Raw genomic sequence first — 18,269 nt, 5'->3', positions numbered from 1 at the left:
CGAAGCCAGAGCTTATGTTAAGCTCTGGCTTTTGATTTGGACATTTTTCTACAGATAGGCCCTTTGGCTATCACTTTGTATAAACTATTGGGAAATTTCTGAAAATAATATTGACAATCTCATCCTTAGATTTTAATATAACAATATATAATGTTATATAACGTTATATAATAAAAATAGGGAGTGAAGGATTTGAGTCAGGTCACATCAAAAGTAAATCGTGAGGTTCAAGCTTTCTTGCAGGATTTGAAAGGGAAAACCATTGACCATGTATTCTTTGTCGCATGCGGAGGCTCTTCAGCCCTTATGTATCCGAGTAAGTATGTGTTTGACAGGGAGTCAAATTCAATGAACTCCGACCTTTACAGCTCTAATGAATTTATTCAGCGCAATCCTGTTCAGCTTGGTGAGAAGTCTCTAGTTATTTTGTGCTCGCATTCGGGAAATACCCCGGAAACGGTCAAAGCTGCCGCGTTTGCAAGGGGTAAAGGCGCACTTACGATTGCAATGACGTATAAACCGGAGTCTCCTTTAGCGCAGGAAGCGCAATATGTTGCCCAGTATGATTGGGGTAATGAGGCGCTTGCGATCAATACGAACTATGGTGTTCTGTATCAAATCGTTTTCGGCGTCCTGCAAGTATTAGAAAACAATACGAAATTTGAACAAGCGATTGAAGGTTTAGATCAATTACAGGCTGTGTACGAAGAAGCCCTTAAGCAAGAAGCTGACAATGCAAAGCAATTTGCAAAAGCTCATGAAAAAGAGAACATTATTTACACAATGGCAAGCGGTGCAAACTACGGTGTCGCTTACTCTTACAGCATCTGCATTCTCATGGAAATGCAATGGATTCATTCCCACGCCATTCATGCCGGAGAATATTTTCACGGACCGTTTGAAATTATTGATGAATCTGTGCCGTTTATCATCCTGCTCGGTTTAGACGAAACAAGACCTCTGGAAGAGCGGGCGCTTACCTTCTCGAAAAAATATGGAAAAAAACTCACTGTGCTTGATGCCGCATCTTATGATTTCACTGCAATTGACGATTCAGTTAAAGGCTATCTTGCTCCGCTCGTTCTCAACCGTGTGCTGAGACGCTATGCGGACGAGCTGGCAGAGGCGAGAAATCATCCTTTATCTCATAGAAGATACATGTGGAAAGTTGAATATTGATCTGAAACTGAAGAATGATTATGCATTAGACTATAATGTTATATAACATTATAGTCTAATGTCCAGAGGAGGCCAACCCTTTGAAGAAAATGTTGTTGTTTTTGATCATTGCAGCTGTCAGTATGTTCACCATTGCGGGCTGTTCGAGCCAGGGCAGTTCAGCGGATGGAAAGGTGACATTAAAATTGTTCCACAGATGGCCGAAGGAGCCGGAAAAAAGTTATTTTGAAGAGGTTGTTAAGGAATTTGAAAAAGAGCACCCGGATATCCACATTCAAATTGAAGCCGTTTTAAATGACTCTTATAAAGATAAAATTAAGGTCATGCTGGGAACCGCCAGCCCTCCTGATATTTACTTCTCTTGGAGTGACGAGTTTGCTTTTAAATTCATCAGAGGCAATAAGGCACTTGATCTCTCGTCCTACTACAAAGATGATACCGATTGGTCATCACAGCTCGTTCAATCGCAAATTACACCATTTACTTATGAAAACAAGCAATATGGCGTGCCGTGGCAAATGGACGCTAAATCATTCTTCTATAATAAAGACATTTTTCAAAAATTGAACCTTTCCCCTCCGAAGACATGGGATGAATTAATGAACGCGTCAAAGAAGCTGAAAGAAAATGGCTATACGCCGATCAGCTTTGGAACAAAGGCGACTTGGACCATCTCGCACTATATCGGCACGCTCAATCAGCGGATGGTCGATGAAAAAACCCGGAAAAAGGATTACAACGCCAAAACGGGTGAATTTACTGATGAAGGCTATGTGAAAGCACTTGAAAAGCTGCAGGAGCTGATGCCTTACTTCAATAAACATGTAAACTCCGTCGATCACGAATATGTGAGACAGCAATTTAAGAGCGGAAAATCGGCGATGATATATGCGGAAACAGCGGAAATCAAGCTGGTTGAACCGGTGAATCTTGGGTTGTTCCCATTCCCTGAAATCAGCGGCCAAAAAGGATCTTCAAAAGTATTAACGGGATCACCGGAAGGATTTATGATTGCCTCAAAAACAAAACATCCGAAGGAAGCGGCGGAATTTTTGCAGTTTCTGACGTCGAAAAAAATGGGTGAAAAGCTTGTTAAAGATGTCGGAAAATACAGTGCAGTGCAAGGAACGGCAACCGCAGAAAATTCTACAGCCGTTCAGCGTGAAGCTGTTCAGCATATTGTTGATGCGAAAGCAATGGTTCCGTGGTTTGATATGGATGTCAATGTTGAAATCGCAGATGTGTACTTAACGAGCGTTCAGCAAATGCTTGGCGGCGACATGACACCGGAACAGGTGATGAAAGCCGTTCAGAAAGCAGCAAAGCAAGTAAGTGCGTCAGCTAAATAAAGCAAAGAAAAGGTGAAGCTTCGCACCTTTTCTTTTTATAAAGGAGATGAGATTTCCTTGGTCAATCAGAATAAAATCATTCCCTATTTGTTTTTGGTGCCTGCTCTCGTTTTTTTACTTTTCGTTTATATCCCGATTTTTGAGAATGTCTTCCTCAGCTTGTTTCAGTGGAGCTCTTTTTCTCCTGAAAAAACGTTTATCGGCTTGAAAAACTATATTGAATTATTTCATGATCCTGTCTTCTATCAGGCGCTTACCAATAATGTGCTTTACGCAGTGATCTCGATTGTATGCCAAGTATTTGGCGGCTTGATTTTGGCGGCGGTGCTTGAGGATAAGCTGGTCAGAAAATGGTCGCCATTTTTTCGCACCGTTTTCTTTTTGCCGGTTGTCATTTCCATGACGGTGATCGCGCTGTTGTTTGATTTTATTTACAACCCTGAGACGGGGCTTTTGAATCAGCTGCTTCAGGCGGTAGGGCTTGATCAGCTGACGAGGGCTTGGCTTGGGGAGGACAGCACGGCTATGCTTTCTGTTATTTTTGTGTCTCAATGGCAATCTGTCGGTTATATTGCGATGCTGTACATTGTGTCGATCCAGAAAATACCGGATGAGCTGTATGAAGCGGCTCGGCTTGACGGTGCGGGGAAAATTCAGCAGTTTTTTCATATTACCCTTCCCCAGACGAAAGAGATGTCTTTTGTTGCAGTGGTCATGACGCTGACCGGCGCCTTTACGGTATTTAATGAACCGTACATATTGACAGGCGGCGGACCGGGAAATGCTTCAGAGGTCTTAAGCACGTTTTTATATAAAAGCGCCTTTACAAAGGATATGATGGGCTATGCCTCAGCAATTGCCACCGTTGTGTTAATCGTTACGCTCGCATTGTCGCTCATGCAAATGAAATTCTTTAAAACCGGAAAGGAGGAGTAACAGATGCTGCCTGAAAAGAAGACAGATTCGTTCAGATTGGAGCCTGTGCCTGACCAGCACATTGAAATGAAAAGAAAACCTAGACGAAAATGGTACATCGGAGAAACGTCTGTGTGGGTTTTTCTGTTTCTTTATCTAATTGCGATCGCCTATCCGCTTTTATGGATGGTGATGAGCGCCTTTAAAAACTCGGACGATATTTTTGAGCACAGCTGGTCGCTGCCGTCTTCGTGGCATCCGGAAAACTTTGTGTCCGCCTGGAATCAGGGGATTTCTTCTTATTTTATGAACAGTGTCATTGTGACGGTGCTGACGTGTGTGATTACTGTCTTTATCAGTGCGTGGGCGGCATACGGCCTTTCCCGGTTTGAGTTTAAAGGAAAAGGATTCTTTCTGGTGCTTTGTCTTGGCGGTTTGATGCTGACACCGCAGGTCAGCCTTGTGCCGCTTTATTCTATTATTCAGTCGCTGGGCCTTTACAATACGTATTGGGCGTTGATCCTGCCGTATGCGGCTTACCGGATCCCATTCACCATTATTTTGATCCGCTCTTATTTTCTTTCAATCTCCAAAGAATTGGAGGAGGCGGCTTATTTAGATGGGTGTACGAGCTTCGGGGTATTTTTCAGAATTTTCTTACCAATGAGTGTGCCGATTTTGGTAACCTCCGGCATTTTGACGGCTTACCATACATGGAATGAATTTATGTTTGCGATTATTTTTATCGATGATGAGAACTTGCGGACCATTCCAGCCGGGCTGATGCAGTTCAGAGATGCATTACAGACAGATTGGGGCGTCCTGCTGGCGGGATTAACGATTTCAGCCGCACCGATTATTATTCTATTTTTATTGATGCAGAAATATTTTGTCCGCGGGATTGCGAGCGGAAGCGTAAAAGGGTAAAGGGGGAAGTAAAATGAGATTGATTGCGGTTGGAGATAATGTTGTCGATTACTATCATGATCAAGAAACGTTCTACCCGGGAGGAAATGCCTTAAACGTCGCAGTGCTTGCCAAACGGCTCGGACATGAGACATCCTATATCGGAATCGTCGGCAATGACGAAGCGGCGGCACATCTTTTGAACGTGCTGAAGTTGGAGAAAGTCAATGCGGACTATGTCCGTCAGGCGCACGGAGAAAACGGAATGGCGATTGTCACCCTTGATGAACAGGGGGATCGGATTTTTGTCAGATCAAATAAAGGCGGCATTCAGTCCCGGCTTCGTCTCGTGTTTCAGGAAAAAGATCTAGCCTTTATCAGCGGACATGATCTGCTGCATACCAGTGTCTACAGCAGACTTGAGAACGATCTTCCGCAGCTGTGCGGGCGGGTCCCGGTCTCCTTTGATTTTTCAACCAATCGGGAGGATGATTATTTGAGGAAGGTCTGTCCTTATGTGACATATGCGTTTTTTTCAGGGAGCGATTTGAGTGAGTCGGAGTGCGGCGAGCTTGCTGAAAAAGCTCATGGGTATGGAGCGAAATTCGTTTGTCTGACTCGCGGGGGCGAGGGAGCAATTCTGTCTGCGGGTGGCCGAGTCTATCATCAGCCGATTGTGGAAGCTGATATAATAGATACACTTGGAGCGGGAGATTCATTTATAGCAGGTTTTTTGACGGCTTTTTGCGAGGCGCAGGATATCACGCACGCTTTGCGCCAAGCGGCAGAAACGGCTGCGAACACATGCGGTGTGTATGGGGCTTTCGGCTATGGCCATCCTTATCGTTTGGAGGACGGAGGAAGCAGTGAAAAAACGAGAATACTATAAGCAGTGTCTCGTTTTTTATGCCTGTTACGTGTAGGGGCTGTTGATCGTAAAGGTGACACGGTTTGTGTGCATCAAAAACAGTGAACAGTAGATGGGCTGGTCCTCTGATGTAAAAGCCGTTTTATCAATTTCAAACAGCGCATCCCCGATATCGCAATCCAGGTATTTGCTTTCCTCCTGCTGGGCATATACAACGTTTAATAGCTTCGTATTGTGGATGGGAGCAACTTCGTATTGCTGTCTCAAAATATCATGCATGGATACCCCATCGGCAATAAAGGTATCAATGGCAGGAAACAAATCCAACGGATAATGCGTCACTTCAAAGGTGAGCGGCTGGTCATCATTATATAAAATCCGTTTTAATTCAACGACAGGGCTCTCGGGATTGATTTGAAGCTTTTCGGCAATGGGTTTTGCCGCCGGAATGATCTCGTGGGACAGTACATGATGCTTTGGTTTTTTGCCGGTTGATTCCATAAATTCCGAATAGCCGTTTACTGCAATCAGCTCTCGTTTTAATTTAGGGCTTTTAACGAACGTTCCCTTTCCCTGCTGCCTGATTAGATAACCTTCTTCGACTAAATCGAGAATGGCTTTTCTGACGGTAATGCGGCTGACATTATACTTGCTGCAAAGCTCGTTTTCGGTAGGCAGCTTGGCGGTTGGGGAATACACGCCCTTTTTGATGTCATCAGTGATAATTTGTTTTAGCTGGATGTATAGAGGTGTAGAACTTCCGTTGTTTAACAAAGGGTAGCCTCCTTTTAACCTATTAACCATATTATAATGTATTATGACGTTATAATACAAATTTACATTTTATTTTAGATATCCAGACAAAATGGGAATCGATTACTCTAAAAATAACAGAAAGACCAAGTTGTTTCCAGTGACGAAATAACAGATGAAAAGATAGGGGGAATGTCTGATGGCTGCATTAACATTCGAACATGTCAAAAAATCATATCACACACAATTAACGGTGAAGGACTTTGATTTAGATGTGAAGGATAAAGAGCTTTTGGTGCTGGTGGGGCCGTCAGGTTGCGGAAAATCGACGACGCTGCGGATGGTGGCGGGACTGGAAAGCATTTCTGAAGGAAACCTTCTCATTGATGGGGAGCGGGTCAATGATCTGCCGCCGAAAGAACGTGATATCGCGATGGTATTCCAAAACTATGCGCTTTATCCGCATATGACAGTTTTTGATAATATGGCGTTCGGATTAAAGCTCAAAAAGATGGCGAAACAGGAAATAGCCGAGCGGGTTCATGCGACGGCTCGAATTTTAGAGATTGAACATTTGCTGAAGAGAAAACCAAAGGCGCTCTCCGGCGGGCAGCGGCAAAGGGTGGCGCTTGGCAGATCGATTGTGAGGGAGCCGAAGGTCTTTTTAATGGACGAGCCGCTGTCCAATCTGGACGCAAAATTGAGAGTGACGATGCGCACAGAAATCAGCAAGCTGCACCAGCGTTTAGAGGCAACCATTATTTATGTCACGCATGACCAGACTGAAGCGATGACAATGGGTGATCGGATTGTCGTGATGAATGAAGGAGAAATTCAGCAGGTGGCGAAGCCTCATGACATTTATCATTATCCGGCGAATTTGTTTGTGGCAGGCTTTATCGGTTCTCCGGGAATGAACGTTCTGAAAGGTGTGATTGAAGAGCAGCATGGCGAGCTGTTTTTCACAAATCCTTCAATCCGTCTTCATATTCCAGAAGAAAAAGCGAAGCGGATTAAGGAAAAGGGATATGTCGGAGAACAGATGATTGCCGGCATCCGCCCGGAGCATATCACACAAATGATCGGACATGATCAGCTGTTTGATTCAGTGTGTAAAGCGAGGGTAGAAGTGAATGAAAATCTGGGATCGGAGCAGATCGTACACGTTACGGCTGGTGGTGAGCGGCTTACGGTCCGTCTGGATGGAAACACGCGAATCGCCGCAGGCGATTCGGTCCAGCTGGCAGTCAAAATGGATCACGTCGTTTTTTTCGATGCGGAGACAGAAGAGGCTGTGTATTAGGAAAGGTGCTCCTGAACAGGAGCACCTTTTTCTTACGGCCAAATCTCGGCCGCCCATTCTGGATGGTCGATAAATGGATTGCGGTTATGCTGATATTTTTCATAAATGATTTCATTTCTTTTTCGCTCGCGGTCGTCAACCGGGTCCTGTCTATTCCATTTGAGAAGGACTGATTGTTTTCCGTGATAAGGGGCTGAGCCGTTGCCTGTTTTATCATTAAGCTCAAGATCTGGGAAGCCGTCATCGCCTTCGTAACGGACAGCCATGTAAAACAGCATGCGGGCGACATCGCCTTTCACATCATCACGAGGCTCCCATGAATCTTCATCATAATAATTTCCAGGCGCTTTCGCATATTCCGTACCGCCGTTGTCAAAATCCATATTTCCTCTGGTGCTGTTGACTTGGACATCAGCCGGACGCAGATGGTGAATGTCTGTGCCGGGCCCTTTGCTTGTACCAAAATTACCGTGTGATTTCGCCCAGACGTGCTCGCGGTTCCAATTGCCGACATTGCCGCCGTTCAGGTTTTTCGACCGCGATTCATTCGTATAGAGCAGGATGACATTATTGGGGTTTGCCGGATCTTCATCGGTTTCTTTCAGCGCATTCCATACTTCGCTGTAGGACAGCATCGTGTGTCCGCTGATAATGCTGTGCAAGGTGTTTTTAAGCGCTTTTCCTGTTTTTCCTTCAGTTCCTTCATAATAGGTATCTGTGTCTGCGTGAGGTGCAGCGGGAGCGGCTAAGGAGAGAAGCCCCCTGGTACCTGAAGAGGAAGACGCTGCTAATCGGTCATGTAAGCTCCATGAGGTTTGCGGGCTTGCTAAAGCGGCGGGCGCAAACCATCCGGAAAACAGTAATACACAGACGAGCGGCAAAAACCTTATGATGTTTGTCATCACTTGCCCTCCTTTTATCAGATCATGTCTATTATCTAAAATTGAAATAAAGGATAGAAGTGTCATTTTGTATATTTTTCATTAAAATTATAAATTAGTCCTTTTGGAGGAGGCGGATATCCATTGATGTATGTGTCCGAATACATGGTAACGCAATTCCCTCATTCATTTGTGTAACTTGGATTCCTCCACTCCGCTATGCTTTTGATAGATACTATAACTAAAAAATAAACGTTTTTTTGGTTCATTTGCCAATGAACTATCGGTGGACTCCTTCTATAATGAAGTCACCATAATGGGCATAGGGGGGAGTGCATGGAAAAGCAGAGGCTTTCCGTCAAAAACAGCATCACAGACTATATTGAATGGCTCGCCCAATACGGCGCAACTGCTGATGGCGGCGTGACGAGGCTTTTGTATTCAAATGAATGGATGGACGCGCAGCTCGCTGTGAAGACGGAAATGTCGGCATTCGGACTTGAGACAAGATTCGATGATGTCGGCAATGTGTTTGGTAGGCTTTCAGGCACACAGTATCCGGAGGAAGTCATTTTAACCGGTTCACATATCGATACTGTCATTAATGGGGGCAAATATGACGGCGCTTATGGTGTGCTGGCGGCAATACTTGCGATTAAGCAGCTCAAAGAAACGTACGGAGCTCCGAAAAAAACACTCGAAGCCGTGTCCTTATGTGAGGAGGAGGGCAGCCGTTTTCCAAAGACCTATTGGGGGTCAGGAAATATGACGGGTGTTTTTTCATTACAGGATGCTGTCGAACCGAGAGATGAAGCAGGCGTCTCTCTGCAAACTGCGATGTATGAGAACGGTTTTGGCAAAGGTGTATTTCAATCAGCGTACAGGAAAGATATCAGCGCTTTTGTTGAGCTTCATATTGAACAGGGACAAACGTTGGAAATGTCGGGCAGGGATCTCGGCATTGTGACAAGTATTGCGGGACAGAGGCGATATCTCGTCACGCTGGAGGGGGAATGCAATCATGCGGGAACTACCTCCATGAAATGGCGCAAGGACCCGCTCGCAGCCAGCAGCCATATCATTCATGAACTGCTACTTCGTGCGGGAGAGCAGCCGGAAGAGCTTCGTCTGACATGCGGGAAAATAATGGCAGATCCTAATATAGCCAATGTCATACCGGGCCGAGTGCAGTTTTCGATCGATATTCGCCATCAGCATCAGCATGTGCTGGAGCAATTTCATGAAGACATGGCTGCTTTGATCAACGGTCTCTGCCGCCAAAAAGGGATTCGTGCCATCATTGATGAATATATGCGGATAGAGCCTGTACCAATGGACAAAGGACTGAAGGCTGCTGCTCTTGAAACAGCGGCAGAAAACGGCATCAGCTGTGAAGAAATGGTAAGCGGAGCAGGACATGACGCGCAAATGATCGGAAGACGATATCCAGCTTGTATGCTGTTTGTGCCAAGCCGCAGCGGCATCAGCCACTCACCGAAGGAATACACCTCAGGCAGACAGCTTGAGATCGGTGTCCACGCATTGACTGATTTATTATACAAACTCGCTTACTGATAAAGGAGGAATGGCTGTGTCAGGCAGGAATGAATTATGCACGCCCTTAAGAACGATTATGACGCCGGGTCCTGTTGAGGTTGATCCGCGTGTATTAAGAGTGATGGGCACCCCGGTCGTCGGCCAATTTGATCCAGCGTTTACAGCTATCATGAATGAAACGATGGAGATGCTTCGGGAGCTGTTCCAAACAAAAAACCGCTGGGCCTATCCGATTGACGGCACCTCACGGGCGGGTATTGAGGCGGTGCTTGCGAGTGTGATTGAACCGGGAGATCATGTGCTCGTTCCGATTTATGGGCGCTTCGGTTTTTTGTTGACTGAAATCGCCGAGCGGTACGGGGCGAATGTTCATATGCTTGAGTGTGAATGGGGTGCGGTTTTTGACCCGGATGATATCATACGGGAAATCAAAAAAGTGAAGCCGAAAATTGTCGCAATGGTGCATGGGGAAACATCGACAGGACGGATTCACCCGCTGAAAGCAATTGGCGAAGCCTGCCGCGCCGAGGATGCATTGTTTATTGTCGATGCAGTTGCGACGATTGGGGGCTGCGAGGTCAGCGTTGATGATTGGAAGATTGACGCGGCCATCGGCGGCACGCAAAAATGCTTGTCTGTTCCATCTGGAATGGCGCCGATCACATATAATGAGCGGGTGGCAGATGTGATTGCGGCGCGCAAAAAGGTGGAGCGGGGAATTGCGACACATGCTGACAGGTCAGCGCTTTCTGAAAACCGGCCGATCACAAGCAATTATTTTGATTTGAGCCAGCTTGAGGATTATTGGAGTGAACGGCGGCTCAATCATCATACTGAAGCAACGACGATGCTGTATGCCTTGCGTGAGGGTGTCAGGCTGGTGCTTGAAGAAGGTCTTGAATCCCGATTTGAGCGGCATCGTCACCATGAAACCGCATTAGTTGCAGGGGTGAAGGCGATGGGGCTAAAGTTGTTTGGAGATGACAGCTGCAAAATGCCTGTTGTGACCTGCGTAGAAATCCCCTGCGATATTGACGGCGAGTCTGTCCGCCATACGCTTTTGGCGCAATTCGGTATTGAAATCGCCAGCTCATTCGGACCGCTGTCAGGGAAGATTTGGAGAATCGGCACGATGGGCTACAGCTGCCGAAAAGAAAATGTGCTGTTTGTGCTTGCCGGATTAGAGGCTGTACTGCTCAGACATGGCGCAAAGATTGAAGCGGGTAAAGCGCTCCAAGCAGCGCTTGATGTGTATGAAAACGCCGGCCGTCAGGCGGCGGTGTAAAGAATAAAGAAAGCTTGCGGGAACGCCGCAAGCTTTTTTAGCGATACGATTTCGCTTTTTCTCCAATCTGATTTTCTTCGTTTGACTCTTTTTACAAATCCTCTCTCGATCTGTTGTATTTTCTGACAAAGCATGAGTTATTTTTCCTCCCATCATCTATTCTTTATACAAGTTACCTATAACATCACGCTGAACGAGTTGTTCCTTACAACGATTTTTGAGAGGAGGGTGCAGTGTTGGCAACTGTGCACACAATTTTCCGCAGATGCTTTTATGTCAGCTTCATACAGAAAAAAGGCTGCTGCCAATGTCATCATGGCAGAGCTGATGGCTGAGGAGGAGAATAAATGATCGTCAGCAAACCGTCAAGAGTGAGACCTGATGGCAGGGGAAAGGTCACAGGGGAACTGAAATATATGACCGATCTCAGCTTTCCCAGAATGTTGTATGGCAAAGTATTAAGAAGCGCGTATCCTCATGCGGAGCTCGTATCAATTTGCACCATGAAAGCGGAAGAAATGGAAGGTGTGCGGGCCGTTGTCACTTATCAAGACGTTCCTGGTTTAAACCGATTTGGAATCGTCACCCCTGATCAGCCGGTTTTATGCGAGGAGAGGGTGCGATATGTCGGGGATGCTGTCGCCGCAGTTGCTGCGGAAACGGAGGAAATCGCGGAAGCGGCGCTGGAGCTGATACATGTGGAGTATAAAGAGCTGGAGGTTATTGATTCACCGGAAAAAGCGCTTCGGCCGGACGCACCCAAGCTGCATGAGGACGGGAATATCCTACACCGCGCGTTTTTTTCAAACGGCGATGTGGAGGTAGGATTTCAAACATCTAATACAGTTCTTGAAGAAATCTATGAACTGCCGCGGCAGATGCATTCGTATATGGAAACAGAGGGAGGGTCAGCCGTTCTGGAAGATGACGGGGGATTGACGATGTATGCAGGAACACAGCACGGCTATAAAGACCGTTTCCAGCTTTCTCGTATTTTGGGCATTCCTGAGGAAAAGATCAGAGTAGTGTCGAGTCCGATGGGCGGCTCGTTCGGCGGAAAGGATGAACTGAATATCCAGCCGTATGCCGCGCTTTTGGCCCTGAAAAGCGGGCGCCCTGTCAAAATCCATCAGACGAGAAAGGAATCTGTACGTTCTGGCATCAAGCGCCATCCGATGAAAGTGACAATCAAAACGGGTGCAGATCAAGCAGGAAAGCTTTTGGCTCATGATGTGAAAATCGTGGCTGATACAGGCGCCTACGCCACACTTGGATCAGCCGTTCTTGATTTTTCCGTCGAGCATGCCGCGGGACCGTACCGCATTCCAAATATCCGCACGGAAGGAATATCTGTGTTTACGAACAATGGAGTGGCAGGAGAATTCCGGGGCTTTGGCGGCAATCAAATTACATTTGCCCTCGAAACCCATCTCGATCGTCTCAGTGATAGGCTCGGCATCGACCCGCTGGAGCTGAGAAGAAAAAATTTGAGAAAATCGCATGACTTAGGGCCGTTAGAGCATCTGATTGCACCGACTGACGGAGCGGCGAAGGTGTTGAAAGCTATTTCTGCATCTCCTATTCTCACCCGAAACTGTCGCAACTCGGGATTTATCCGAAGAGGAACGGGAGCGGCCATTACGATGCACGGCGGCGGGCTGGGGTATGGCCGAATGGATGCGGCAGGAGGCCGTTTGTCCCTTTCAGGTGACGGCAAAATCACAGCCTCGTTCGGATTTGAAGAGTGTGGACAGGGAATTTTAGCGGCGATTGAACAAATTGTCACCGCGGAGCTGGGCTGTGCCGCAGAGGATGTATCTATTGTGATTGGTGACACCGCAAAAGTACCGAAGTCAGGCTCATCTACAGCATCCCGCGGCACAAGTATGGTCTGGCATGCGATTCAGCGTTTGAAGAAGCCATTTTTATCTCAGTTAAAAAAACGGGCGGCAGAATGGGGCGTCTGTTCAGCAGAAAACCTTACTCTCGGCGCCGCAGGCTTGCGTGATCAAAACTCGAAGGAAATCGTGGTGACGTATAGAGAGCTGGCTGAAATTGGCCCTTTGACAGAAGAAACCGCATTCGATTTTCCGACAACGCCTGATCCTGTGGACGGCGGACATTTTCTCTACTCATTTGGAGCGGCCGCCGTTGAGGTGGCGGTTGATCTATTAACGGGTGAAGTCAAAGTGATAGATTGTGAGCACGCCATTGCGGCAGGGCCGGTTGTCAGTCCGCAGGGCTATCAGGGTCAAATTGAAGGCGGCGCCGCCATGGCGCTCGGCTATACGCTGATGGAGGAAGCGAAAATGACGGATGGCCGTTATGTCGCGGAAAATCTCGATCAGTATATCATTCCCGGTGTGAAGGATGTTCCCGACATGAAGCTAACCGCAATAGAAGAGCTGCTGGAAGGTGATTCCTACGGACCGCGCGGTGTTGGTGAAATCGGAACGATCGCCATCACTCCTGCCATTGTAAAAGCTGTACATCATGCGGTCGGCTGCTGGATAAATAAGCTGCCGATTTCAAAAGAGGAGCTGCTGGAAGCGATAGACAGAAAGGGGCTGAAGCAATGGACGTAAAAGAAGCTACATCATTTCCTATAAAAAAGGAACAGTTCCGAATGACTGTGAATGGGCAGGAGCGGAAGGTTTCAGCCGTTGCCACGGCACGTCTGAGTGACCTGCTTAGAAAGGAATTTCAGCTGACCGGGACAAAGGTGTCGTGCGGAATCGGCCGCTGCGGAGCATGCTCCATCCTAATCGACGGAAGGCTGGCCAATGCGTGTATGACGATGGCCTATCAAGCAGATGGCCGCTCTATCACAACCATCGAGGGGCTTCAAAAAGAAGAGCTGGATATGTGCCAAACCGCTTTTTTGGAAGAAGGAGGCTTTCAATGCGGCTACTGTACGCCGGGAATGATCATTGCGCTTAAAGCGTTGTTCAAGGAAAACCCGCATCCCACAGATGAAGACATAGAAGAAGGGCTGGCAGGGAATTTATGCCGATGTACAGGATACGGCGGGATTATGCGTTCGGCTTGCAGGATCAGAAAAGAGTTGAACAGAGGAAAGTGAAGTCCGCTTTTTAAAGTCGGACTTCATTTGTGTGAAAAATTGATTTTTATGATCAAGGGGTTTGCGTTTACGTTTACTTTCTCGACTCCATGATTAAACACTGTCTTGCAATCATTTCTTCTTATCAATCACCAACACCAGCCAATAAACCGATAAGACTCAAAAAAATGGCTATAGCAAGGAAAGCCCAGACTAACGCAGCGAATGGTGTGTTGATTCCCATACCTTCTTTCCATTTGAAATTCCGGCTTGTTCTGAACTTTCCCAGCTGAATACATAAAATCACATTTAACAATACTGATATGACAAGTGCTGTTACTAAATATAAGTTCAAACCCATCAACCTTTCTTTTTAGGCTTTCCTCTAGTGTAATCGATAAGCAGATGTGGATTTCAAGTGTCTTTTTTTCAAATATAGATTATGACGTTGTTATAAAGAATTTGCTTGAAAACTTTGCGGTTTTTTTGCGGGCATGCATATTTTTAAAATGTTAGAATATTACATAAAAGAGTATATAAGGAGGGGTCTTGTGAATCCGGTTTTACCATCGTCGGAAGTTGGCGTGAAAATCAATGAATGGTATAAGATGATTCGTCAATTTAGTGTTCCGGATGCAGAGATTTTAAAGGCTGAGGTAGAGCAAGAGATCAATCAGATGGAAGAGGATGAATATTTGCTGATTTATTTCTCCTTAATGAAATTCCGTCATCAGCTTATGTTGGATTACTTGGAACCAGTTACCACACGTATCAGGCCAACTATTGAGGAACTGCTTGAAAAAATAGAGACATCAAATAAAGGGATAACTGGCTTGTTGTCTTACTACTCTCTGTTTTTTCGTGGAATGTATGAGTTTGATAAGAGGGAATATGTCAAAGCAATTGATTTTTATCGAGAAGCAGAAAAACACCTTACTCATGTAAATGATGATATTGAGAAGGCGGAATTTCATTTTAAGCTGGCTGAAGCCTACTATATTATGAAGCAAAATCATATTTCAATGCACCATGTTAAACAGGCGATGGACATTTATAATCAATATGATCTTTATAAAGTGCGAAAAATCCAGTGTCATTTTGTTATATCTGGAAATTACGTTGATTTTAAACATTTTGAGAAAAGCTTGCCGCACCTTGAAAAAGCCTTAGAATTGTCCAAACAATTAAATCGTAATGAAAGGCTACTTAGCTCCGCTTACTACAATCTCGGAAAAAATTACGCAGATTTAGGAATAAATGATAAAGCTGATTATTTCTTAAATGAGGCTTCCAAGGTATCAGAAAGTGCTAAGTTGAGCAATTTACCACATTCACTGTTTACATACGCTAAATTTCTTTTTAAGCAGGGGAAAACAAGTGAAGCAATAAAAATGAGTAAAAAGGGTTTATCCGCTGCAATATCCCAAGGTGATAAACTTTTTGTGTCCTTGCAAAAGTATTTGGAAGCACTTTATATTAATGCAGTAGATCAAGTGGGAATCAAAAAAACGATTGATTACTTAGAAAGAAATAAGAATTATGCGTATGTGGAAGATATCGCAATTGATACAGCTGAAGTTTTTGCAAAATCAAAGGAATTTGAAACATCATATGTTTATCATCAAAAAATGCTTGAAACGCAAAAACAAATTCAGAGGGGAGAATGCCTGTATGAATTTTAAAAAGGACGTATTCATTATTCTTACTGCAGTTACTTTGAGTTTAGGTCTCGCTACTACTTTTACTGTAGAACAAAGTGCAGCATATCATCAACTTACTGACCGGAATCAAACATAAAATAAACCCTCTTCGGAGGGTTTATTTTATGTATTTGAATATTCATTAACAATTGAATCAAGCGCTAAGGTTGTATCCTCTCTTTAAACCCTGCACATCTAACTGTTGTTTAATTGTCATAAACATGTCCGAATTGCTCTCCATTGCTGCAGAAATAACCCGAGTCATTTAATCAACACATATTGCTCAACTCCTCTTCACGTGTTAAAACGCTTGATATTACATATAATGGGTTTTGGGATGCGGTATAGCAGCTCTATTTTAAAAGGAGGAATGAAGTTGTTAAGTATTGTTTTTGCAGTCATTACTTTATTCGTCATCTTTTACCTACTCAATTATATTGGTCAGAAGCTAGTGAAATCGTCAATAAATCAAACATTTCTATTCTCGCTTTCTATAATAGAGGCAGTTATTATGTTAGGTTTGTTATATTACAGACCACCCTTTCTTTAAGTTCTAACTGCTGATCCCTATTTTACGGAATTTCCGCGATTTAATTTGCTGTTCTATACAGTTTTTTATTTGCGCAATATTACCAGCCGCCTAAACATCTGAAAGCCCGCCTCACCGGCGGGCTTCCTTCTTAACTCCCCCTATACACCTGATAACCAAACGGCGACAGCAGAAGCGGGATATGGTAATTCGCATCTGGATCTGCGAGCTGAAAGCGGACGGTGACGATGGTTAAAAACGGCTGAGCGGCTGCGTTCATGTTTTGGCTTGCAAAATACTCTCCTGCATGAAATTCCATGATATATTCTCCGGGCGCCAGCTCTTCCCCTGCGAGAAGCGGCGCATCGACTCGGCCGTCATGATTGGTGAATGCTTCTTTTATAAGGTTTCCGCCGTCGAGCCGCTTCACTTCAATTTTTACGTTTGCCGCGGGTTTGCCGCAGGTTAAATCTAAGATATGGGTTGTGAGCTTTCCCATCAGGCTTTCAGGCTCTCTAATGCGTCGGTTTTCTGTTTTTCTTTCTCTGCGTCTTCTCTTGTCACGGTAAAGCGCTGGAAACCGAATGGTGGGCGCGGTTCGGTGTAGACTTTTCCTTTTGACCCCGGTATTTCTTCAACGACTGTGTCCCATGTATGATTTTGAGATTTGAAGCTTACATCAGTGAGCTGCGGGAATCTCGTTAAAATTCTGCAGCCGATATGATAGATTAAGTTTTGGATTGAAGGGGTTTCAAGCTCGTGAAAAACGGTGCTCGCCAAGTCGCGGACTTGTTCAGCGGCAACATAGCGGGCGGGATCTGTAGCGTATGCGTTATCGGTGTTTTCATAATGCCAGCCGATGTGTAAATGGACAAACAGCGGGCGGTTGCCGTCCTCCGGGAGAGTCGTATATTCGTCTCGAATAAAGCCGACGAAGGAGTTGCCGCTCACCTTGACGAGCTGAAGGTCCATGATTTCGCTGTACTGCTCTGTAATCGTTATGGTTTCTTCTGTTCGTACAGCTTTCAGCACAGATCGAGCCCGTTCATTGCGCGATCTTCTGAAGACGAGGTGGCTTGTGCGGAGCTCTTCTGCCTCGTATGCAGGCATTGCTTCAAATGGAATCTCTTCGCCAGTCAGAGTAATCGTGTCCATATGTGAGTACGTATTTAAAAATCGGTGAGCGACATCATGTAAAAATCCCTCAATTGTCGTCCCTTCATAGGAAGCGAGATGGCGCTGAATAAAGTTTTTCATTGAGTCTGTGGCCACAACGAGAGTGTTATCTCCGTCTATAAAGGATGGCAGGAAGGCATCTCCGCCAATTTCGCAAGTCACATCAACACCGACAACAGTATTGTCTCTCCCAGAAAAAGACGACTCTGGGATTTGCTTTACTCCTGTGAGCGGCTTTAAAAATGTTCGGTATGCAAATACATTTCCTTTGCCGTAAGACATGGTTCTTTTCATTTTCCTCTCCCCTTTTTCAGTGATGATAGCCGCCAGTCGAAAGCGGGCGATGCGGTATATTTCTTGTAGAGCCTGTTGGAATTCTGTTTCACGTTCGTTCTCAAGCCTTGCCATCAAGGCTCGGTGAATGTCCTGTTTCGTCTTTCCCTTTACCGCTAAAATAAAAGGAAAGCCGAAGCGATCATCGTAGTGTTCATTCAGCTTGAGAAATTCCTCGTATTCCTCTTGTTCAAGTTTGCTGAGCCCCGCGTTTTGCTGCTCTATTACTGATGCGTTGCTCATTGTTTTCCTTGTGCCGAGTCTGGGGTGTTTGTTGAGTAAATCAAGCTGTGTCTGGCGGTCTGCTGCTTTCACAATACCCGCCATTTTGTGGTGAAGGTCAGAAAGGGAAGAAAATGGCCGTAATGCCGCGGCTTTCTCCGCAATCCATGAAGAGTGTTCGAAAATTGATCCGAGCGTGTCTGTCAGTGTTGTTGTGTCCATTTGGTTCAGGTCGTCCAGCGTGAGCATAGG

Annotated in this window: 16 protein-coding genes and 1 pseudogene; 12 read left to right on the top strand and 5 right to left on the bottom strand. The window is 45.4% G+C overall.

Translation table 11 applies throughout. The features are described from left to right. Positions 1-192 precede the first annotated feature (192 nt). The 5 genes from frlB (at position 193) to AAGG74_RS10480 (ending at position 5,238) form a co-directional block, all read left to right on the top strand. Positions 193-1,179: a fructosamine deglycase FrlB gene (gene frlB, locus AAGG74_RS10500; protein WP_162103475.1), complete on the top strand. Its 987-nt coding sequence runs from the start codon at positions 193-195 to the stop codon at positions 1,177-1,179. A gap of 80 nt (positions 1,180-1,259) precedes the next feature. Next, positions 1,260-2,528 (top strand): ABC transporter substrate-binding protein, encoded by a 1,269-nt coding sequence (locus AAGG74_RS10495; protein WP_429675364.1) that lies wholly within the window; start codon positions 1,260-1,262, stop codon positions 2,526-2,528. Positions 2,529-2,585: 57 nt separating this feature from the next. Beyond that, the gene (locus AAGG74_RS10490; protein ID WP_162103473.1) at positions 2,586-3,464 is read left to right on the top strand and encodes a carbohydrate ABC transporter permease; all 879 of its coding nucleotides are present in this window, start codon (positions 2,586-2,588) and stop codon (positions 3,462-3,464) included. Between the two features lie 3 nt (positions 3,465-3,467). Continuing rightward, complete coding sequence (locus tag AAGG74_RS10485; protein WP_225493371.1) at positions 3,468-4,370, top strand: carbohydrate ABC transporter permease; 903 nt, start codon at positions 3,468-3,470, stop codon at positions 4,368-4,370. 13 nt (positions 4,371-4,383) lie between these two features. Continuing rightward, positions 4,384-5,238 (top strand): fructoselysine 6-kinase, encoded by an 855-nt coding sequence (locus tag AAGG74_RS10480; RefSeq protein ID WP_429675363.1) that lies wholly within the window; start codon positions 4,384-4,386, stop codon positions 5,236-5,238. Between the two features lie 24 nt (positions 5,239-5,262). Here AAGG74_RS10480 and frlR read toward each other — a convergent pair whose 3' ends face one another. Next, positions 5,263-5,991, bottom strand: coding sequence for a transcriptional regulator FrlR (gene frlR, locus AAGG74_RS10475; protein ID WP_162103470.1), 729 nt, complete (start codon positions 5,989-5,991; stop codon positions 5,263-5,265). 178 nt (positions 5,992-6,169) lie between these two features. Between frlR and AAGG74_RS10470 the strand changes: the two genes are divergently transcribed. Continuing rightward, on the top strand, positions 6,170-7,273 hold the full coding sequence (locus AAGG74_RS10470; RefSeq protein WP_429675362.1) for an ABC transporter ATP-binding protein: 1,104 nt from the start codon (positions 6,170-6,172) through the stop codon (positions 7,271-7,273). A gap of 32 nt (positions 7,274-7,305) precedes the next feature. Here AAGG74_RS10470 and AAGG74_RS10465 read toward each other — a convergent pair whose 3' ends face one another. Next, positions 7,306-8,175: an endonuclease I family protein gene (locus tag AAGG74_RS10465; RefSeq protein ID WP_429675361.1), complete on the bottom strand. Its 870-nt coding sequence runs from the start codon at positions 8,173-8,175 to the stop codon at positions 7,306-7,308. Between the two features lie 315 nt (positions 8,176-8,490). Between AAGG74_RS10465 and allC the strand changes: the two genes are divergently transcribed. From allC to pucE, 5 genes and pseudogenes are all read left to right on the top strand, one after another. Then, complete coding sequence (gene allC, locus AAGG74_RS10460; RefSeq protein ID WP_429675360.1) at positions 8,491-9,729, top strand: allantoate deiminase; 1,239 nt, start codon at positions 8,491-8,493, stop codon at positions 9,727-9,729. A 16-nt stretch (positions 9,730-9,745) separates the two neighbouring features. After that, complete coding sequence (locus AAGG74_RS10455) at positions 9,746-10,996, top strand: pyridoxal-phosphate-dependent aminotransferase family protein (protein WP_429675359.1); 1,251 nt, start codon at positions 9,746-9,748, stop codon at positions 10,994-10,996. Positions 10,997-11,251: 255 nt separating this feature from the next. Then, positions 11,252-11,347 (top strand): annotated as a pseudogene (locus AAGG74_RS10450) (hypothetical protein); the annotation flags it as partial. After that, a complete protein-coding gene (gene pucD / locus AAGG74_RS10445) occupies positions 11,344-13,581 on the top strand; it encodes a xanthine dehydrogenase subunit D (protein WP_429675358.1) in 2,238 nt (745 codons plus the stop codon). The pseudogene AAGG74_RS10450 and the gene pucD, both read left to right, overlap by 4 nt. Further along, complete coding sequence (gene pucE, locus AAGG74_RS10440) at positions 13,572-14,078, top strand: xanthine dehydrogenase subunit E (protein WP_429675357.1); 507 nt, start codon at positions 13,572-13,574, stop codon at positions 14,076-14,078. Before pucD ends, pucE begins: the two co-directional genes overlap by 10 nt. A gap of 124 nt (positions 14,079-14,202) precedes the next feature. On the opposite strand, the gene AAGG74_RS10435 is transcribed toward pucE, so the two are convergent. Continuing rightward, entirely contained in the window at positions 14,203-14,412 is a 210-nt protein-coding gene (locus tag AAGG74_RS10435; protein ID WP_429675356.1) for a hypothetical protein, read from the bottom strand. A 196-nt stretch (positions 14,413-14,608) separates the two neighbouring features. On the opposite strand from AAGG74_RS10435, the gene AAGG74_RS10430 reads away from it, so the two are divergent. Next, on the top strand, positions 14,609-15,739 hold the full coding sequence (locus AAGG74_RS10430) for a response regulator aspartate phosphatase (protein WP_429675355.1): 1,131 nt from the start codon (positions 14,609-14,611) through the stop codon (positions 15,737-15,739). Between the two features lie 698 nt (positions 15,740-16,437). Here the strand turns inward: AAGG74_RS10430 and uraH are convergent. Further along, on the bottom strand, positions 16,438-16,785 hold the full coding sequence (uraH, locus tag AAGG74_RS10425) for a hydroxyisourate hydrolase (RefSeq protein WP_429675354.1): 348 nt from the start codon (positions 16,783-16,785) through the stop codon (positions 16,438-16,440). After that, a complete protein-coding gene (gene pucL / locus AAGG74_RS10420; RefSeq protein ID WP_429675353.1) occupies positions 16,785-18,266 on the bottom strand; it encodes a factor-independent urate hydroxylase in 1,482 nt (493 codons plus the stop codon). The genes uraH and pucL overlap by 1 nt, the downstream gene beginning before the upstream one ends. Positions 18,267-18,269: the final 3 nt, after the last annotated feature.

It is taken from the genome of Bacillus mexicanus, from assembly GCF_050445615.1.
In the GTDB taxonomy this organism is placed as follows: Bacteria; Bacillota; Bacilli; order Bacillales; family Bacillaceae; genus Bacillus; species Bacillus mexicanus.
Note: the sequence above shows the minus strand (reverse complement) of the source record. Positions and strands in the feature narration are given on the sequence as shown.